20 protein-coding genes and 1 pseudogene are annotated in these 17,774 nt (G+C 65.7%); 15 read left to right on the top strand and 6 right to left on the bottom strand.

Going from position 1 to position 17,774, the window contains the following annotated elements; all coding sequences use genetic code 11:
* Positions 1-18: 18 nt before the first annotated feature.
* Together ACHMWU_RS19550 and ACHMWU_RS19545 are read right to left on the bottom strand one after the other, a co-directional pair.
* On the bottom strand, positions 19-756 hold the full coding sequence (locus ACHMWU_RS19550) for a hypothetical protein (RefSeq protein WP_396046103.1): 738 nt from the start codon (positions 754-756) through the stop codon (positions 19-21).
* A gap of 576 nt (positions 757-1,332) precedes the next feature.
* Positions 1,333-1,923, bottom strand: a complete 591-nt coding sequence (locus ACHMWU_RS19545) for a hypothetical protein (protein ID WP_396046101.1) — start codon at positions 1,921-1,923, stop codon at positions 1,333-1,335.
* Positions 1,924-2,169: 246 nt separating this feature from the next.
* Here ACHMWU_RS19545 and ACHMWU_RS19540 point away from each other — a divergent pair, with 246 nt between their 5' ends.
* The 5 genes and pseudogenes from ACHMWU_RS19540 to ACHMWU_RS19520 all read left to right on the top strand — a co-directional run bounded on the left by ACHMWU_RS19540 (position 2,170) and on the right by ACHMWU_RS19520 (position 7,858).
* A complete protein-coding gene (locus ACHMWU_RS19540) occupies positions 2,170-3,429 on the top strand; it encodes an extracellular solute-binding protein (protein WP_396046099.1) in 1,260 nt (419 codons plus the stop codon).
* Positions 3,426-4,343 carry a carbohydrate ABC transporter permease gene (locus tag ACHMWU_RS19535; protein ID WP_396046097.1) on the top strand — a complete coding sequence of 306 codons (918 nt, stop codon included), beginning with the start codon at positions 3,426-3,428 and terminating at the stop codon, positions 4,341-4,343. Before ACHMWU_RS19540 ends, ACHMWU_RS19535 begins: the two co-directional genes overlap by 4 nt.
* Position 4,344: 1 nt before the next feature.
* Positions 4,345-5,190 (top strand): carbohydrate ABC transporter permease, encoded by an 846-nt coding sequence (locus ACHMWU_RS19530; protein ID WP_396046095.1) that lies wholly within the window; start codon positions 4,345-4,347, stop codon positions 5,188-5,190.
* A 4-nt stretch (positions 5,191-5,194) separates the two neighbouring features.
* A pseudogene (locus ACHMWU_RS19525) lies at positions 5,195-6,359 on the top strand (ABC transporter ATP-binding protein).
* Between the two features lie 131 nt (positions 6,360-6,490).
* Positions 6,491-7,858 carry a DUF222 domain-containing protein gene (locus ACHMWU_RS19520; RefSeq protein ID WP_396046093.1) on the top strand — a complete coding sequence of 456 codons (1,368 nt, stop codon included), beginning with the start codon at positions 6,491-6,493 and terminating at the stop codon, positions 7,856-7,858.
* Between the two features lie 16 nt (positions 7,859-7,874).
* Here the strand turns inward: ACHMWU_RS19520 and ACHMWU_RS19515 are convergent, their stop codons facing one another.
* Positions 7,875-9,350 (bottom strand): metallophosphoesterase, encoded by a 1,476-nt coding sequence (locus tag ACHMWU_RS19515; protein ID WP_396046091.1) that lies wholly within the window; start codon positions 9,348-9,350, stop codon positions 7,875-7,877.
* A gap of 36 nt (positions 9,351-9,386) precedes the next feature.
* Here ACHMWU_RS19515 and ACHMWU_RS19510 point away from each other — a divergent pair, with 36 nt between their 5' ends.
* Positions 9,387-10,202: a DNA polymerase beta superfamily protein gene (locus ACHMWU_RS19510; protein WP_396046089.1), complete on the top strand. Its 816-nt coding sequence runs from the start codon at positions 9,387-9,389 to the stop codon at positions 10,200-10,202.
* Between the two features lie 171 nt (positions 10,203-10,373).
* Here the strand turns inward: ACHMWU_RS19510 and ACHMWU_RS19505 are convergent, their stop codons facing one another.
* A complete protein-coding gene (locus ACHMWU_RS19505) occupies positions 10,374-11,858 on the bottom strand; it encodes a phospholipase D-like domain-containing protein (RefSeq protein WP_396046087.1) in 1,485 nt (494 codons plus the stop codon).
* Positions 11,859-11,954: 96 nt separating this feature from the next.
* Between ACHMWU_RS19505 and ACHMWU_RS19500 the strand changes: the two genes are divergently transcribed.
* The gene (locus tag ACHMWU_RS19500) at positions 11,955-12,542 is read left to right on the top strand and encodes a TetR/AcrR family transcriptional regulator (protein ID WP_396046085.1); all 588 of its coding nucleotides are present in this window, start codon (positions 11,955-11,957) and stop codon (positions 12,540-12,542) included.
* Between the two features lie 4 nt (positions 12,543-12,546).
* Here ACHMWU_RS19500 and ACHMWU_RS19495 read toward each other — a convergent pair whose 3' ends face one another.
* Positions 12,547-12,798: a hypothetical protein gene (locus ACHMWU_RS19495; protein WP_396046083.1), complete on the bottom strand. Its 252-nt coding sequence runs from the start codon at positions 12,796-12,798 to the stop codon at positions 12,547-12,549.
* Complete coding sequence (locus tag ACHMWU_RS19490; RefSeq protein WP_396046081.1) at positions 12,795-13,025, bottom strand: hypothetical protein; 231 nt, start codon at positions 13,023-13,025, stop codon at positions 12,795-12,797. The genes ACHMWU_RS19495 and ACHMWU_RS19490 overlap by 4 nt, the downstream gene beginning before the upstream one ends.
* Positions 13,026-13,137: 112 nt before the next feature.
* Between ACHMWU_RS19490 and ACHMWU_RS19485 the strand changes: the two genes are divergently transcribed.
* The 8 genes from ACHMWU_RS19485 to ACHMWU_RS19450 are packed head-to-tail and all read left to right on the top strand — an operon-like array spanning position 13,138 to position 17,774.
* Positions 13,138-13,368 (top strand): lipopolysaccharide assembly protein LapA domain-containing protein, encoded by a 231-nt coding sequence (locus ACHMWU_RS19485; protein WP_396046079.1) that lies wholly within the window; start codon positions 13,138-13,140, stop codon positions 13,366-13,368.
* Between the two features lie 7 nt (positions 13,369-13,375).
* Positions 13,376-14,443, top strand: coding sequence for a lysylphosphatidylglycerol synthase domain-containing protein (locus tag ACHMWU_RS19480; RefSeq protein ID WP_396046077.1), 1,068 nt, complete (start codon positions 13,376-13,378; stop codon positions 14,441-14,443).
* A 60-nt stretch (positions 14,444-14,503) separates the two neighbouring features.
* Positions 14,504-14,881: a PLDc N-terminal domain-containing protein gene (locus tag ACHMWU_RS19475; RefSeq protein WP_396046075.1), complete on the top strand. Its 378-nt coding sequence runs from the start codon at positions 14,504-14,506 to the stop codon at positions 14,879-14,881.
* Complete coding sequence (locus tag ACHMWU_RS19470; protein WP_396046073.1) at positions 14,878-15,291, top strand: hypothetical protein; 414 nt, start codon at positions 14,878-14,880, stop codon at positions 15,289-15,291. Before ACHMWU_RS19475 ends, ACHMWU_RS19470 begins: the two co-directional genes overlap by 4 nt.
* Positions 15,228-16,043: a M20/M25/M40 family metallo-hydrolase gene (locus ACHMWU_RS19465; RefSeq protein ID WP_396046912.1), complete on the top strand. Its 816-nt coding sequence runs from the start codon at positions 15,228-15,230 to the stop codon at positions 16,041-16,043. Before ACHMWU_RS19470 ends, ACHMWU_RS19465 begins: the two co-directional genes overlap by 64 nt.
* A complete protein-coding gene (locus tag ACHMWU_RS19460) occupies positions 16,001-17,080 on the top strand; it encodes a hypothetical protein (protein WP_396046071.1) in 1,080 nt (359 codons plus the stop codon). The genes ACHMWU_RS19465 and ACHMWU_RS19460 overlap by 43 nt, the downstream gene beginning before the upstream one ends.
* A 26-nt stretch (positions 17,081-17,106) precedes the next feature.
* Complete coding sequence (locus ACHMWU_RS19455) at positions 17,107-17,253, top strand: hypothetical protein (RefSeq protein ID WP_396046069.1); 147 nt, start codon at positions 17,107-17,109, stop codon at positions 17,251-17,253.
* Positions 17,238-17,774 (top strand): hypothetical protein, encoded by a 537-nt coding sequence (locus ACHMWU_RS19450; protein WP_396046067.1) that lies wholly within the window; start codon positions 17,238-17,240, stop codon positions 17,772-17,774. Before ACHMWU_RS19455 ends, ACHMWU_RS19450 begins: the two co-directional genes overlap by 16 nt.

The following is a 17,774-nucleotide window of genomic DNA, read 5'->3' as shown; positions in this document are numbered from 1 at the left end:
GCATAGGTCGACGGGACGTCAGTGTGAGGGTTCGGATTCGGAGTCCGTCTCGCCGACGGCTTCGAGCGCCGAGCGGAGGAAGAACGGTCCGATCGCCTCGTTCAGGACGACGGTGCCAATCACGACCGTCGCCATCGTGGCGCCGAACTTGGGGTAGGTCTCGGCGACCGTCGCTGCCAGCGCCAGCGCGATCCCGGCCTGGGGCACGAAGGCCTTCCATGCCACCTTGCGCACCTGCTTGTCCTCACCGGCGATCGTCATGGCTGCTCGTGAGCCCGTCCACAGGCCGGCGCCACGCACGGCCCACAGCAGCGCGGCCGGCACTGCTGCTCCCAGGAGCGCATCGAGGTGCAGACCGAGCCCCGTGAGCGTGAAGAACACGACGTAGACCGGGGGACCGAGCCGTTCGAGGATCGCCGCGAAGCGATTCTCTGCGCTGGTGTTGCCCACGATGACTCCGGCGATCATGGCGACCAACAGCGACTCGACCTCGGCATGGACGTCGAGCTGCTCCTCGGCCCAGCGTGCTGACACGACGGCCAGCCAGACGCTGGTCACAGCGACCAGGACGATCAGCACCGCAGCGCCCGGGACACCGCCAGTGCGGCGCACGACCTGGATGAGAAGCCCGCCCACGACGGCGCCCGCGAGCAACGACAGCACCAGCCCGACGCTGACGCCCGCGAGCAGGCTGCCGAGAGACACACCCTCGCCGAGCAGGGCGTTGGCGACCGTGAGGGCGATCGAGAACGCCACGACCACGACGACGTCCATGACGACTGTTGCGCCCAGGACGAGCCGGGTGAACGGCCGGCGGCTCGCGACTCCGAGATGACGGCGATCGCCTCGGGCGGCGACAGGGCCAGCATGATGGTCCCGGTCAGCACCGCCGCAGCTGTGGTCACGGTGGCATCCTGCTCGCGCAGCACGAAGGCGACGATCCCGGCCGTGAACAGCGGCACGGTGATGCTCATCGCGACGACCTGCAGCCCGATCGTCCGCACCTGGGGACGGATCGCGGGCCACACGAGGTGGCTTCCTGCGACGAAGCCGATGACTCCGAGAGCCACCGACGACACATGTGGGAAGGCCACGTCCGCGGCATCGACGGCCGTGGTGATCGCCAGGCCGGCCAGCGCGCCGACGCCGAGATACACCGGAAGACGCGGCACGTGTCGCCGTGCCAACAGCTCGCCGCTGACGTAGGCGAGCACGCAGATTGCTGCCAGCAGGAGGATCCGGGCAGCATCCATCAGGGCCTCCTGAACAGGTGAGGCCTCATCATGCGCAGGATCGGACAGCGGCGGGATCACCCGCGGCGGGTGACCGTCCCTAATTGTCGCCGCCAGCCGGCGGTGCCGGGACGTGGGCCTTGGCCGCACCGGTCGTCACACTCGTGCCACCGGGTCCGACGGAGATCGAGAAGTCCTGCGTCTTCCGGCTGCCGAACTTGAGATTCGTGAAGGCCGACTCGACGTTCTCGCTCCACGACTTCAGGAACGACATCACGTCCGACAGCTGCATCTTCTCGTCGCGGATCTCCTGGCCGTACGTCGCGAGCGTGTAGTTCAAGAAGTGCGCCGCGATCAGCCGCTTCTCGTAGCGGGTCGCCTGGTCGAGCTGTGCCCGTCCGAGGTTGAACAGTCCCCACACGCCAGCGGTCACGACGCCCGCGAAGGCCGTGGTCCGCAACAGCTCGAACAAGAAGACTGTGATCGACTTGTCGTGCTCGATCACGATCTCGGTGGCATGCGATGACACCTGGTAGAGGGTCCACAGGCTGATCAGTAGAGCCAGTCCTGCTGCCAGGAACGTCAGCAACGCGTTGCGGTGAAGTCGATCCACTGCTGCGGTGAGCCGGTCCAGCACAGGATCGAAGGTGGTGATCTCGTCTGCTGGCAGGGAGGTCTCGGGATGAGTCACGCCGGGAACGTAGCAGTCCCCGAGTGCCGACGAAGGCGAAAGCAGGAACTGACTTTTTCCGCTGGGACAGGCAGGGCGTGACAGCCTGACCTCCAGCGGTTGCGGGAGCCCCGGGACAGGTCTACCTTCGAAATGATCCTGTGAGTGGTGTCACAGAGGTGCTGCCACAGGATTGATTCAGGGGGAGCAATGCCCGTACGACCGGTTCGCAGAGTGGCCGCTGGCACGATCGCCGCGGCACTTTCCATGAGCGTTCTGGCAGCCTGTGGATCGAGCGGCGGCAAGCCGACGTTGAACTGGTACATCAATCCTGATGCCCAGGAGACGGTCCAGCAGCTCGCCAAGGACTGCAGCACGGACGACTACGACATCTCGGTCCAGCTGCTACCGTCCAGCGCGACCGACCAGCGCACCCAGCTGGCACGCAGGCTCGCGGCCAAGGACAGCTCGACCGACCTGATGAGCCTCGATCCGGTGTTCGTGCCCGAGTTCGCCAGCGCCAAGTGGCTCGCCCCGTTCAAGGGCGAGCTCGCCGACAAGGTGCTCGACGACGACGTGCTGAAGGGAGCTGCTGCGTCGGCGACCTGGAAGGACGAAGTCGTGGTGGCGCCACAGTGGGCCAACACCCAGGTGCTGTGGTTCCGCAAGTCGCTGGCCGAGGCTGCGGGACTCGACATGACCCAGCCGGTGACCTGGGAGCAGGTCATCAAAGCGGCTTCGGACAACGACGGCACGGTCGGCGTCCAGGCCAGCAAGTACGAGGGCTACGTCGTGTGGATCAACTCGTTGATCCAAAGTGCCGGTGGCAACATCCTCGACCCCGCCACGGTCGAGGACGGCCGCGATGCCAAGGTCACGATCGACTCGGCTGCGGGCAAGGATGCCGCCACGGTCATCCAGCAGCTCGCCGACTCCTCGGCTGCGCAACCTGACCTCTCGACCTCCAACGAGGGCACGAGCCTGGGTGCCATGTTCCCCGCGAAGGGCGCTGGCGAGTTCATGGTCAACTGGACCTTCGCCTACAAGAACTACGAAGGCCTGGTCGGGAAGCCCGGCGGCCCGGCCGACAAGGCCGGACTCGACGACCTCGGGTGGGTGCGTTACCCCCGCACCGTCGCCGACGAGGAGTCCAAGCCGCCGATCGGCGGTATCGACATCGGCGTCGGCGCCTTCTCCGAGCACGTCGGTCTGGCCCAGGAGGCCGCCGTGTGCGTCACGAGCGCCAAGGCACAGACAGCGCTGGCGGTCAACAACGGACTCATGCCGTCGAGGCAGTCGGTGTACGACTCGGCAGAGCTGAAGGACGCCTATCCCGCCGATCTGCTTCAGCTGTTCAGCGAGAGCGTCGACACCGGGGGCCCGAGGCCACAGACCGCCTTCTACAGCCAGGTGTCCAGCGCAGTGCAGGCCAGATGGCATTCGCCGACCTCGGTCAACCCCGACTCGACGCCAGAACAATCGGCTGACTTCCTCAAGGCCGTCCTGAGCGGGAAGGCACTGTTGTGAGCACCAACTCGAACGTCAAGGGTGAGATGTCCGACCGCTCGCGGGCCGAGAACTCGCTGGGCCGCAAGCTCGTCGCACCCGCCATCATCCTGATGCTCGTCGTGACGGCGTTCCCGATGTTCCGGGCGCTGTACCTGTCGCTGTTCGACTACTCGCTGACGGCGCCCGACGACAAGAAGTTCATCGGCTTGTCCAACTACTGGACCGCGCTGAGCGATCAGCTCTTCTGGCGCACCACCGGCAACACCGTCATGATCATGATCGTCACGGTGCTGTTCGAGCTCGTGATCGGTTTCGCCTTCGCGATGGTGATGCACAAGATCATCTTCGCCCGGGGGCTCATCCGAACGTCGATCCTGATTCCCTACGGAGTCATCACCGTCGTCTCGGGCTTCGCGTGGCAGTTCGCTTTCTCCAACACCAACGGTTTCGTCAACAGCTGGTTGCCTTTCGTCGACAACGACTTCAACTGGTTCGGCCAGTACTGGTCTTCGATGGTCGCCATCATGGCCTCGGAGATCTGGAAGACGACGCCGTTCATGTCGCTGCTGTTGCTGGCCGGCCTGGCCCAGGTCTCAGAAGACATGCTGGAAGCCGCCAAGGTCGACGGCGCGACCTGGTGGCAGCGGCTGTTCCGGGTCATCCTGCCCAACATGCGAGCCGCCATCATGGTCGCGGTGCTGTTCCGCGCACTCGACGCCTACCGGATCTTCGACAACATCTTCGTGATGACGGCCGGCGCTTACAAGACCGAGTCGATCTCGTTCCTGACGTACCGCCAGGTCATCGAGCAGTTCCAGCTCGGTATCGGCTCGGCACTGTCGGTGCTGCTGTTCCTGTCGGTGCTGGTGGTGGCCTTTGTGATCGTCAAGCTGTTCCGAGTCAATCTCGCCGACGCACGGCAGGAGGGTTGAGATGAGCAAGGACCTTCGCAATCGCATCGGCATGGTGCTGGGATGCGCCATGATCCTGATCTGGTGCCTGCTGCCGGTCGTGTGGATCATCTCGCTGTCGTTCAAGTCGCAGGAGGCCGTCACCATCGGCAGCCCCGGCTTCTTCCCGTCCAGCGGCGGCGGCGCAGGCTGGCAGAACTATGTCGACGTCCTCAAGGACGACCAGTTCCGACGGGCGGTCTTCAACTCGATCGGCATCTCCTTGATCGCGACGCTGCTGTCGGTCATCTTCGCGACGCTCGCGGCCTATGCCATCGCGCGGCTGGAGTTCGTCGGCAAGCGCTTCGTCTTGACGACTGCCCTGGTGATCGCGATGTTCCCGGTGGTCTCGTTGGTCGGCCCGCTGTTCGACATGTGGCGGACGTTCGGCATCTACGACACGTGGCCCGGCCTGATCATCCCGTACATGTCGTTCACGCTCCCGCTGGCGATCTGGACGCTGTCGGCCTTCTTCCGCGAGATCCCGTGGGAGATGGAGCAGGCCGCGCAGGTCGACGGTGCCACGTCGTGGCAGGCCTTCCGCAAGGTCATCGTGCCGCTGGCGGCGCCGGGTGTCTTCACCGCGGCGATCCTGACCTTCTTCTTCGCCTGGAACGACTTCGTGTTCGGGATCTCGCTGACCTCGACCGAAGCGGCCCGCCCCATCCCCGCAGCACTCTCGTTCTTCGTCGGTCCTGATCCGTTCAACCGGCCGGCGTCATTGCTGGCCGCCGGTGCTGTGGTCGCCACGGTGCCGATCGTCGTCCTCGTCCTGTTTTTCCAGCGCAAGATCGTCGCCGGCCTCACCGCTGGCGCAGTGAAGGGTTGATCGCATGGCCGCCATCGAGATGAAGAACATCGTCAAGAAGTACGGCGACGGCTTTCCGGCCGTCAACGACGTGAGCATTGACGTCGCAGACGGCGAGTTCATGATCCTGGTCGGACCGTCGGGCTGCGGGAAGTCGACGCTGCTGCGCATGATCGTCGGGCTCGAGGACATCACGTCCGGTGACATGCTGATCGGTGGCGAGCGGGTCAACGACCTGGCGCCCCGCGACCGCAACCTGTCGATGGTCTTCCAGAACTACGCGCTGTACCCGCACCTGTCGGTGTACGAGAACATCGCCTTTCCGCTGCGTCTGGCCAAGATGAGCGACAAGGAGGTCGACGAGAAGGTGCGGGCGGCGAGCAAGACGCTCGATCTCGACGAGCACCTGCAGCGCAAGCCCGCCAACCTCTCCGGCGGTCAGCGCCAGCGTGTTGCGATGGGCCGCGCGATCGTCCGTGACGCCCAGGCGTTCTTGTTCGACGAGCCGTTGTCCAACCTCGACGCCAAGCTGCGCGGCCAGATGCGTACCGAGATCGCCCGGCTGCAGAAGCAAGCTCGGCATCACGACGGTCTATGTCACGCACGACCAGACCGAGGCGATGACGCTCGGCGACCGGGTCGCGGTGATGAAGCGGGGAGTGCTGCAACAGCTGGCGACTCCGCGCGAGCTGTACGAACAGCCCGTCAACCTGTTCGTGGCAGGCTTCATCGGCTCGCCGCCCATGAACTTCCTGCCCGCCACGGTGGAAGGAAACGAGGTCACGTTGCCGTTCGGTACGTTCCCGCTGAACTCCGAGAAGGCTCAACGCACCGCCGACAAGGGACTGCTCATGGCCGGCATTCGGCCGGAGCACTTCGAGGACGTGTCGGTGCTCGAAGAAGGGCACGTCGACACGTCGCGCACCTTCGAGGCGCACATCGACGTGCGTGAGTGGCTCGGTGACCAGCAGTATGCGTACGTCCCGTACGAGGCAGAAGCCAAGGTGCAGGACCAGCTGAAGGAGCTGGCACGCGAGTCCGACAGCGATTCGCTGCGCACCCAGCTCGTCGTCTCGCTCGATGCGGCCAGCACCGTGACCGAGGACGACAACGCGACGTTGTTCATCGACACCGACAAGATGCACCTGTTTGATCCGGCGACGGGGGAGAACCTCACCGTCGGTCTCTGAGCCGGGCTAGAGCTTGGCTGTGGACAACTTTGCTCACCGAAATCTGGGTGTCTGACCCTTCATGCAGAGTGGTTTGTGTGCCGGAATCGCAGTGATTCCGATACGCAAACTCACTCTGGAAGGCGTATCTCGTGTCGGCTGTTCTTGTGTCGTTTCGTGATCCGTTGTCGGGTGGGGTCACGGCGATCGAGAACGCCCTCGACACGATGCCGGTTGGTGGGTGGGCGGGTCTTGAGGCTGGTCTGGTGCGTCGGCTGGCAACCCGGATGATGCGGGCTGAGGCCCGGTTGAAGGCCCACCAGCTCGCTGCGGCCCGGGTGTTGGAGGCTTCTGGTCTGGCGAAGGAGGCTGGTGCGACGTCGACGGCTGCTCTGTTAGCGACGGCGTTTGGTGGTGACCGGCGTGAAGCCGAGTCGATGGTCCACCGCGGCAAAGCGTTAGAGACCACACCCACCACTGAGGAAGCTCTTGCTGATGGTCAGATTGGTGCCAAGCAGGCCGGGATCATCGCCGATGCCGTCAACGATCTTCCTGATGACGTGACACCAGCGCAGAAGCAGGCCTGCGAGAAAGCACTGCTCGACGACGCACCGAAGTTCAACCTGAAGGATCTGCGGTCACGGTCGCGTCGGATCACCGACCAGTTCAAACCCGCCCCCGAGGTCGACCAGGACGAAAACACGAACCTCGAAGATGAGGAGAAGGCCGCGTGGCGGCGGTCGGAGTTCTGGATGAACGCCAACGGCGACGGCACCACCTCGGGTGGGTTCAGGTTGCCTGATGCGCAAGCAGAGATGTTGGACGCGGCGATCAAGGCGATCTGCGCCCCCAAACGCGACCACCTCCGCGACCACCCCGGCGCCAAAACAGAACCTGCTGACGCGAAAGCCACTGACGGTGAGAAGACCAGCGACACGGCCGGGCATGCGTTCTATGACCGTGAGCTCGACTGGCGCACCCGGATGGGTGTCGGCTTCGCCGAGCTCTGCTCCAGGCTTCCTGGGCACCTGCTGCCAGGTCGCAGCGGACTCGGAGCCACCCTGATGGTCCGCCTCGACTACGACACCCTGCTACATGGGGTGAAGGCGGCGACCTTGTCGACCGGCACCCGCATCTCAGCCTCCCAAGCTCGACTGATGGCCTGCAACCTCGGGATCGTCCCGCAAGTCTTCGGCGGCAAGTCGTTGCCACTGGATCATGGGCATGAACAACGGTTGTTCACCAGAGCCCAAAAGCAGGCCCTCGCGGCCCGCGACCATGGCTGCACCTTCCCAGGTTGCGACCGGCCACCCGAGCAATCAGAAGCGCACCACTACCGAACCCCGTGGTCGAAGGGATCGACCACGAAGCTGGATGACGGGGTGCTGATCTGCCCCCACCACCACCGCCTCGTTCACACCGACGACTGGTCAATCAGGCTCAACGCGGCTACCGACCGCATCGAGTACCGCGCACCAGGCTCACTCATCTGGCAGACCAACCACCGCTGGCGACCCTGAACATGTTGAGGATGGTCTAGCGAGGCGGCTTCTTGCCCTTGCGCTTGACCGCTGCCATGACGTCTTCATTCCAGTCGTGCTCACGGATCAGCCGGAAACGCTCGCCTGCGACCCGGAGATAGGCCTCGGCAGGCCGCTCGTCGGGACCCCTGACGCCGGCCTCCTCGATCAGGTCGACGACCGGGCAGAACTCTTCTTCGTACCAGCGTCGTGCCATGGTCTCGGGATCCATGTAGGCGCCTTCGGCATGCATGGTCCTCGTCGCCCAGGCCTCGATGCTCTCGGCCAGGGCGCCGTAGTCATAGGGGTTGTCGACCGCCACCGCGGCACGGGCCTCACCGGTGAACGGTACCCGCTGCAGCAGCATGCGGCGCCAGTGCTTGAGCTCGAGGTTCGAACGAGCGGCGATGTCGACGGGTGCGAGGAATGTGTCGATCGCGGTGACCCGAGCCTCGATGACGTCGAGCCCCAGGCTGCGGGCGACCGAGACGCGATGGTGGCCGTCACGCACGAAGTAGTAGTCACCGACCTGGTAGACGTCGATCGGCGGGATCTCCTCGCCCGTGCGGCTCGCCCGCGACAACCGCTCCCACCGCTGTCGGCTGCGCGCCGAGGTCGGGCGGAACCGGCGGTCGAAGTCGCGCACCTTGTCGACCGATCCGACGATCGCGTCGAGGGGGATGAGCTTGGTGCCGAGGTAGTTCTCCGCGCGTCGTCCCAAGGCGTCGACGACCTCGTCGAACGACATGGCCTGCGCGTCGTCGCTGTCGTTGCGCAGCCTGGCCGCCAGGCTCGACAGGACCTGGTGGCGGCGGGCACGCATGAAGTCGCTCTCGGCGTCGACCCGCGGCGATCCAGAGCTGCCTGACCATGTCAGCTGCTCCCCCACACGGGCCAGGTCGACCTCGATGACCTGCCACGGGATGACATTGCGGATCGTTGTCGAGCCGAGGTGCCGGTCTGACTTGAGCATTCCGTACGGATGGATGTGACCGTGCAGGTGCCAGGTCGGCTGCAGTGTCTCGATGACGCTGTGCAGCGCCTCGATGCCGAGATGGGCGGGCTCGGGCTCGTCGCCGAGTCCCAGCGGGGGAGCGTGGGTCAGCAAGATGTCGACGCGGTCGAACCCGGCCGTGGTGGCTCGCGCGATGAGCTCAGCGGCTCTGTCGTCGTACTCGCGTTGGGTGTACTGGTGCGATCCGTCGTTGTAGCGGACGCAGCCGCCCAGACCGGCCACACGCAGACCGCCGATCTGCATGACCTGCCGGTCGAGGTTGACCACGCCCCGAGGTCCGGACGCCGTGCCCGGAGAGATCTGCGGATCGTGATTGCCCGGCACGAATGCGGCTGGCGCATCGACGATCGAGGCGAGCTCTTCGAGGTAGTCCCACGGCAGGTCGCCGGCGCCGAGGACAAGGTCGACGCGCACGTCACGGGCCCGCGACCGCATCGCGGGAACTTCTTCATCGGCCACCGCAAGGACGCGGATCATGAATCGAGCCTACCCCCGGACGGATACGGTGCATGGATGCGCGCGCTCCCTGCAGCCTTCGACGACCGAGTGGTCGAGCCGATCGATGCACGACTCGATGACGTGGCGGTATCTCATCGGGTCCAGATTCCTTGGGCCATCGAGAGCGGAAGCCGCGCGTGGGGCTTCCCGTCGCCGGACAGCGACTACGACTGCCGGTTCTTCTTCGTCCGTGACGCTGCAAGCTATCTCTCGCCCTGGCGGCCGCGCGACGTCATCGAGACTCCGCTCGACCCGGTGCTCGACGTCAACGGCTGGGACTTGATCAAGGCCGTGAAGCTGCTCGTCGCGGGCAATGCCGTCGCGCTCGAATGGCTCCGGTCTCCCTGCATCTACCACGGAGACGCAGAGTTCCGAGACGAGCTCGTGGAGCTCGGGGACCGGATCGTGGATCGCCAGGCGATCGGACGGCACTACGCTCATGTCGGATCTCACCAGGCAGCGCGGCACGGGTTGACCGGCGAGATCCCCCTGAAGACGTTGTTCTACGCCCTGCGACCAGCTGCGGCAGTTCGCTGGTTGGTCGAGCATCCCGAGCAGTCGGTTCCACCCATGGATCTGCCGACGCTGCTCCGCGAGACCTCAGTTCCGGCGGCTGTGCAGCGAGCCGTCGCCGACCTCGTGGCCCGCAAGGCAGAGACTCGCGAGCTGGGGGTCGGACAGGTCCCGGGCGAGCTTCGGACCTACATCGTCGAGGCGCTCGAGCACGGCGTCGAGCTGTTTGCCGAGCGGGCTGACCGCGATGAGTCAGCCGCGCGGCAGGAGGCTGCCGACTTCTTCGGTCACCTGGTGTCGCGGTACGGGCCCAGCTGACGATCAGCGGCGTCGTTCGCTCACGTACTGCGCAGCGAGCAGCGCGGCGACGACCGTGTTCATGAGGATGACGGCGACGAATCCGGTCAGAAGAATCTCTTGCACACCAGGTAAGACGTCGCAGGACGCGATGTATGACGCGCGATTCGCGATCTCATTGCAGCGCGGAGGTCAGCCGCATGACGTTGTCGACATATCGCAGGCGTTTGGGCCTGGTGGCCCAGTCCTCGGAGAGCAGCTTGGACGAGACAGCGCGGTAGTGATCCTCGACCGCGCGCGATCCGGGTGACCACCTGGGGACCCAGCATCATGAGCGAGATCTCGTAGTTGAGGCCCGAACGAGCGCATGTCCATGTTGCTCGAGCCGATGACGGCGACGGAGTCGTCGATCGTGAAGTGCTTGGAGTGCAGGATCAGTGGGGCCGGGTACTGGTAGATCCGCACCCCGGCGTCGAGGAGCGCCTGGTAGTACGAGGCCTGGGCGTGCCCGACCATGAACTGGTCTGACACCTCGCTGACGAACAGCTCGACGCGCACGCCCCGCATGGCAGCGGTCGTGACGGCGTAGAGCAGGGACTCGTCCGGCACGAAGTACGGGCTCGTCAGAGAGATCCGGTCGGTCGCCGAGTAGATCAGGCTCGTGAACATGCGCAGGTTGTTCTCGGCGACGAATCCGGGGCCGCTCGGCACCAGCTGGCAGGTGACGTCGCTGACGCACCCCGGACTGACCGCGACTGTCTGCTTGTCGGGCACTGAGACGTCGAGCATCTCATCGGTCTCGACGTACCAGTCGGAGGCGAACACTGCGTCGAGGGCGGCTACGACTGGCCCTTCGAGCCGCACCATCAGCTCGACCCACTTGCGTCCTCGCTTGTGGTTCTTGGGCTTGTTGTAGCCCGGTTCCGTCAGGTTCTGCGAGCCCGTGAACGCGACCTCGTCGTCGACGACGAGCAGCTTGCGATGGTTGCGCAGGTCAGGACGGCGGAAACGGCCCTTCAGCGGCTTGATCGGCAGCATGACCCGGTACTCGATCGGCCCGGCGTCGAGCCGTTCGATGAGACGGTCGTAGCCCGGAATTCCGCGCGATCCGAGGTGGTCGAACAGCATCCGCACGGCGACACCGCGCTGCGCTGCTGCTTCGAGAGCGTCGATCAACGGGCTGGTCATCTCGTCGAGCGCCGTGATGTAGAACTCGATGTGGACGAACTTGCGGGCCTGGCCGATGGTCTCGATCATCTTGGCGATCGACGTCTCGTAGTCCTCGATGAACTCCACGGTGCTGCCGCTGACGGCAGGCAAGGCGCTGAGCTCTCGGTTGAGGTGGACGACGGTGCGGACGGCCGGTGTCGTGTCGACCCCTTCCGGCTCGATCAGGCCCTCGGTGTGGGTTGCGACGTTCTTGAACGCTTCCTGCTGGCGTCGGTGACGGTTGCGGCCCAGGCGGGTGTTGCCGAAGAAGCCGAAGGCCACCAGACCCAGCAACGGGCTCAGCATGATCGCCATGAGCCAGGCCATGCCCGACGAAGGTCGCCGGTTGCCGGGGATGATGCCGAGGGCGGCGACCTTGAGCAGGATCGACGTGAGCGCGAGGGCGAATCCGACCAGCAAGGCGATCGTCGACAGGTCACTGTCGATGTCCGGAAGCACGGAAGTCATGCACGGAAGTCTGCACCCAATCGGCGCGCTCCGTGTCCTTTGGGCGTGTGTGACAGTTGACGGTACGAGGACACCTGCGGAAGCGAAGGGCAGAACGTGCCAAAAGTTGTCGACCATGACCAGCGGCGAGCCGAGATCGTGCAGAGCGCTCGACAGCTGATCGGGGCGCATGGCGGCGAGGCACTGACGCTGCGCCGGCTTGCCGATGAGTGTGGCCTGGCCAATGGTGCGTTACGGCGGTACTTCCGGTTCAAGGACGACGTGCTGCTGGCTCTCGACGCCGATATCGTGCAGCGTTTCGCCCAGCACGCAGAACGTGAGGACTACGACTCCCAGCGCGGCGTCGACGCGGTGCGCACGCTGATGAACGGCATGCTGCCGCTCGATCGCGAACGCAAGGTCACCGCCGAGGTGCTGGCGGCGCTGCGAGACCACGCGGCGGTCGACGAGTCCGTTGCCGAGGCGTTCAGCAACCGGATCCGTCGCCTGTTCGACCAGGTCGTGGCCCACTTGAAGGAGGCCCGGGACGATCGTCAGATCACGGGCGGGCGCGACATCGAGGTCACAGCCGCGATCCTGGTCAACACAGTTCTCGGCATCAACCTGACGGCGACGTACGGCGAGGAGCTCGACGTCTCCCGGTACGACGCGGCAGTCGTCGAAGCGATCCTCGCCTCGGCGTGAGGGGCTACTGAGCCGGCAGCCAGACGACCCCGGCCGGAGCGGTCTTGCCGCCGAGCTCGACCGAGCCGAGCTCACCGAGCACCACCGTCACGGTCTCCTCGACGTCGACGCCGGCAGGCAGCGCAACGGTCGACGTGGTCGGGACGAGGTCCATCGTGGCCGGTGCGTCACGCTGCGCGAGGGTCACGGTCACGGTCTGGCCATCGCCCGAGACGTCGGTGGCGACCAGCGGGTTGGTGCTGCTGCCATACGTCACGATCCACAGCTTGCCCGTCGGGGGACAGGCCCGCTCCGGCCGTCGCGGCGGTGTTGTCGTCGACGCCAGGCGGCAGCCCTCTCGTCGGTGCGTCCGCAGAGGGTGGGGCCGAGGTGGGTGGCGGCCGCCGAGGTGGCCGCGCTGGTCTCCGCGGAGTCGGAGCCTGACGAGCAGCCGACCAGCAGCACTGTGGCGGCGACGGCGGCACCCATGCGTAGGTACGTCATTCAGATCTCTCCTGAGTCGGCGATTTGATGATCACAGCGATCGACTCCGAGCGTAGACTCTCGGACGTCAGCCCATGCCGGGTTCGAGTCACCTTGCTTCGAGAGGCCTGTCATGTCGACACCTTCTTCCCACAAGACGCCACTGATCACCTTGATCCGGGAGCGTTGGATCGCCATCGTCCTGGTGGTCCTGACGGTGCTGTTCATCGTGCAGAACCGCAACCAGGTCGACATCAACCTGTTCTGGATCCACGTGCGCATGTCACTGTGGCTCGTGCTGTTCGTGATGGCGGCGATCGGAGCGGCGATCGGCTACCTCGCATCTCGGCGTCGTCATCGCTGATGAGGTGGTGAGCACCCCGACCTTCACCAGTCCGCGCCGCCGGACGGTCAAGGCGCTGCTCATCGTGGTGCTGTCGCTGCTGGTCGCCTGGGCGATCGTCCAGCTGGTCGGCCAGATCGACTGGGCGGCCGTCGTCGATGCCACCCGCAAGCTCCACTGGTGGCAGGTCCCGATCTTGCTGGTCGTGCTGTTCGTGCGGCAGGTGCTGAATGCCTCACCGCTCGCGATCTTCATCCGTGGGCTGGGAGTGTTCCGCGCCGTCATCAACGACCAGACCGCGATCCTGCTGTCGATGATCGCGCCGCCGCCGTCCGACCTCGTCATGCGGATCGCGATGTTCCGGTCGTGGGGGATCGAGTCCTCCCGAGGGCTGGCCGGCGCCGTCATGAACACCGTGGCGTTCTACGTGACCCGGTTCGCCGTGCCGATCCTCGGCTTCGTGCTGATCCTGCCCCACCGCTTCGACATCGCGTACGCGTGCGTCGCGCTGGTCAGCGGCCTGCTCGCGCTGCTGATCCTGGTGGGCCTGCTGGCCGTGATGGCCAGGGAGGAGCTCGCTGCTCGTGCCGGCGTCCTGGCTGGCCAGACCGTGCGCAGGGTCCGTGCGTCGGTCGATCCGGATGCCTGGGCTGCGTCGACGGTCCGCTTCCGGTGGCACGTGGTCGGCAAGATCCGTGCCGGGCTGCCGCGAGCCCTGCTGGTGCTGGTGCTGATGGTCCTGTGCGATGCCCTGCTGCTGACGTTGGCGCTGCGGTTCGTCGGCGTGAGCGCCTCGGCGGTCCCTGTCATCGAGATCTTCGCGATCTTCTTGGTGGCCTACCCGCTCACCCTGTTGCCGATCTCGGGCCTCGGTGTCCTCGATGCCGTGATCCTGGCCGCGTTGGTGGAGGTCGGGGGCCTGCAGGTCGAGCCGGCCGCCGTCGCCGGCCTGATCGTCTGGCGAGTCGTGACCGTGCTGACGCCACTGGCGATGGGAGTCGCCTCGATCGCCTTCTGGCGCAGCCGTCCGGGCCACCAGGAGCTCGCCGAATCTCACCCTTCTGACGTGGTGTCCGATGACCCGGCGAAGGACTAGGGTTTAGTCAACGTTCGGAGACCAACCGACGGTCTCTGAGCACGACGGCGTGAGGGCGACATGAACTTCTGGGAATCCCTGTCATTGATCTGGGCCGGCTTCGTGCTCGTGGCCTACCTCCTGCTGCTGTTCACGGTGCTGGGAGACCTGCTGCGCGACCACACCGTCAGCGGTGTCAAGAAGGCTGTCTGGGTCTTCTTCCTCATCATCGCGCCGATCATCACGGCGCTGGTCTACCTGATCGTGCGGGGGCGCGGCATCGCCGGGCGTCGTATCGAGGCCCAGGAAGCCGCCCGCGACGAGATCGATGCCTACATCCGACGCACGGCAGGCGCCAAGTCGCCGACCGAGCAGATCACCGACGCACAGGCGCTGCTCTCGGCGGGCTCGATCACCCAGGCCGAGTTCGAGACCTTGAAGGCCAAGGCACTCGCATGAGCACGGGGCGGCCAGGCCACGATCCAGAGCTCGTCGATCGGGTGGAAGCACTGCTGCCGACGTTGGTCGACGACCTCAAGCGCCTGGTCGCCATCCCGTCCGTCGCCACCGACGGCTTTCCTGCTGAACCGCTGTTCGAGGCGCACGACTTCGTCGTCGAGCTGCTGCGCGATGCCGGGGTCGAGTCGATCGAGCAGCTGCGCATCGAGGGCAAGACAGCGCCGGTCGTCATCGGGCGCATCCCGGCTCCCGACGGTGCGCCGACGGTGCTGCTCTACACGCACTACGACGTCGTCCCGGCCGGCGATCTCGAGCTTGGAACACCCCGCCGTTCGAGGCAACCGAGATCGACGGTGCGCTGTACGGTCGCGGCACAGCCGATTCCAAGGCCAACATCCTCAGCATCGTAGGCGCGCTCAAGGCCCACGGAGGCCGCCCACCGGTCGGCATCACCGTGGTGATCGAGGGTCAGGAAGAGTTCGGCAGCCCATTCGACAACTACCCGCCCGAAGCCTCCGAGATCTTCGCCGCCGACGCCATGATCATCGCCGACGTCGGCAGCGTGCGGCCTGGACATCCGACCTTGACCGTTGCGCTGCGCGGCTCGGCCCAGGTCGACCTCGAGATCCGCACCCTTGTCGCCGACAAGCACAGCGGCCAGTACGGTGGCGCAGCGCCCGACGCTCGGATCGCCCTGATCCACCTGTTGGCCTCGATCCACGACGAGAACGGTGACGTCAAGGTTCCTGGGCTGCGACGTGAGCCGTGGACTGGTGCGACCTACGAGGAGGCCGAGTTCCGCGAGCTCGGCGAGATCATCGACGGCACATCGCTGTTCGGCACCGGCACGCTGGGGGAGCGCATCTGGTCTGGTCCCGCCGTCACCGTGGTCGCCTTCGAGGCTCCGCCGGTCGACGGGCTGATCAATGCTGTCGCCGGCCACGCCCGTGCGGTGCTCAACCTGCGCGTGCACCCCGAGCAGCCGGCCGCAGAGGCGCAAGCCGCCCTGGTCGACTACCTCTCGGCACAGCGGCCCTTCGGCATCTCGGCCACGGTCACTGCCGGTGAGATCGGCAACGGATTCGCCGCCGACTCGACGGCCCCGGTTACGACGCCGCGATGGACGCCCTGGCAGCCGCCTGGGACGAGGACGCCGCGCTGATGGCCGGTGGCGGCTCGATCCCGCTCGTCATGGCCCTGCACGAGGCTGTCCCGGCAGCCGAGAAGCTCCTGCTCGGCGCGACCGACAGTGACGCCAACATTCACGCCCCCAATGAACGGGTGCTGATCGACGCCTGCGCAAGGCCACGATCGCCAAGGCCGTGTTCTTCACCGAGTACGCACGACGGATCAAGGACCAGTCATGACGACGACGGCCAGCAAGCCGAAGCGCACGTTCCAGTTCCCAGGTGCGGTCACGACCCTGGCGTTCGTCGCCATCGCCGTGTGGGTTGCCGCGCTGTTCATCCCGTCGGGCCAGTACGAGCGCGGACGCCGACGCGCCCCCGTCATCGATCCTTCCACCAGGTTCCCTCGCCGTTGTCGTTCTTCGACAGCGTCCGCGAGCTGATCCTGTCGCCGATCAACGGTGCCTACGGCCTGCAGGACTCGACGACCGGATTCGTCAACACCGAGGCCGCCGGGCACATGTTCGGCTCGATCGGCGTCATCATCTTCATCTTCGCGCTCGGTGGGTTCATCTCGGTGAGCTTCTCGACCCGCAGCCTCGAGGTCGCCGTCGGTCGCCTGGCAGTGGGAGTCGGCGAGCGCGGCTGGCTGCTGATCGTGGCCGTCATGCTGCTGTTCTCGCTGTTGGGCTCCACGATGGGCTTCTCGGTCGAGACCTTCGGCTTCTATGCGCTGCTCATCCCGATGTTCGCGGCACTCGGCTACGACCGGATGGTCACGGCGGCGGTCATCATCTTGGGTGCGTTGACCGGCTCGATGGCCTCGACGGTCAATCCGTTCTCGATCGGTGTCGCTTCTGGCGAGGCCGGTGTCTCGATCGGCGACGGCATCGTCCTGCGCTTGTTCCTGTGGGTCGTGCTGACGACGGTCTCGATCGTCTTCGTGCTGCGCTACGCCCGCTCGGTCCAGCGCGATCCGAGCCGGTCGGTCGTCGGGTTCGACGAAGATGCTGCCGAGCAGACGGACGAGCCGTTGTCGACCGAGCTGACCCGTACGCAGAAGCCGTCCTGACCATCACGGGGCTGACATTCGCTCTGATGATCTTCTCGGTCATCCCGTGGTCCAGCATCTTCGGCGGCGCGACGAGCGGGGCCGAGTACGACATCCTGCACGAGACCGCGACCGAGCCGTACTGGTTCGAGCCAACTGGTGGTTCCCGCAGCTCGCGATGCTGTTCTTCCTGAGCGCGATCCTGATCGGGCTCGTCGCCCGGATGGGTGAGAAGAAGATCGTCTCGCTCATCACGACCGGTATCGGCGACATGATCGGGCCCGCGATCGTGATCGCCCTGGCCCGCGGCGTCTCGGTCATCATGACCAACACGCAGACGCTCGACACGGTGCTGAACGCGATGGAGAACCTGGTCGAGGGCACGTCCGCAGGCGTCTTCGCCGTGCTGGTCGCGATCGTCAACATCCCGCTCGCGTTCTTGATCCCGTCCTCGTCAGGTCATGCGACGCTCGCGATGCCGCTGCTGGCTCCGTTGGGCGACTTCGCGGGCGTCTCGCGCTCACTCGTCATCACGGCGTTCCAGATGGGCCACGGCTTCATGCTGATGTTCGCCCCGACCAACGTCGTCGTGGTCGGCGGCCTGGCGATCGCGAAGGTCGGCTTCGACAAGTACCTACGCTTCATCGCGCCGCTGCTGGCGATCTACTTCGTCATCATCGTGGTCGTCCTGGGGATCGCCGCCGGAATCGGCTGA

Source organism: Aeromicrobium sp. UC242_57 (assembly GCF_044452305.1).
Taxonomy (GTDB): Bacteria; Actinomycetota; Actinomycetes; order Propionibacteriales; family Nocardioidaceae; genus Aeromicrobium.
The sequence above is the reverse complement of the archived record's forward strand: the minus strand, read 5'-3'. Positions and strand labels throughout refer to the sequence as shown.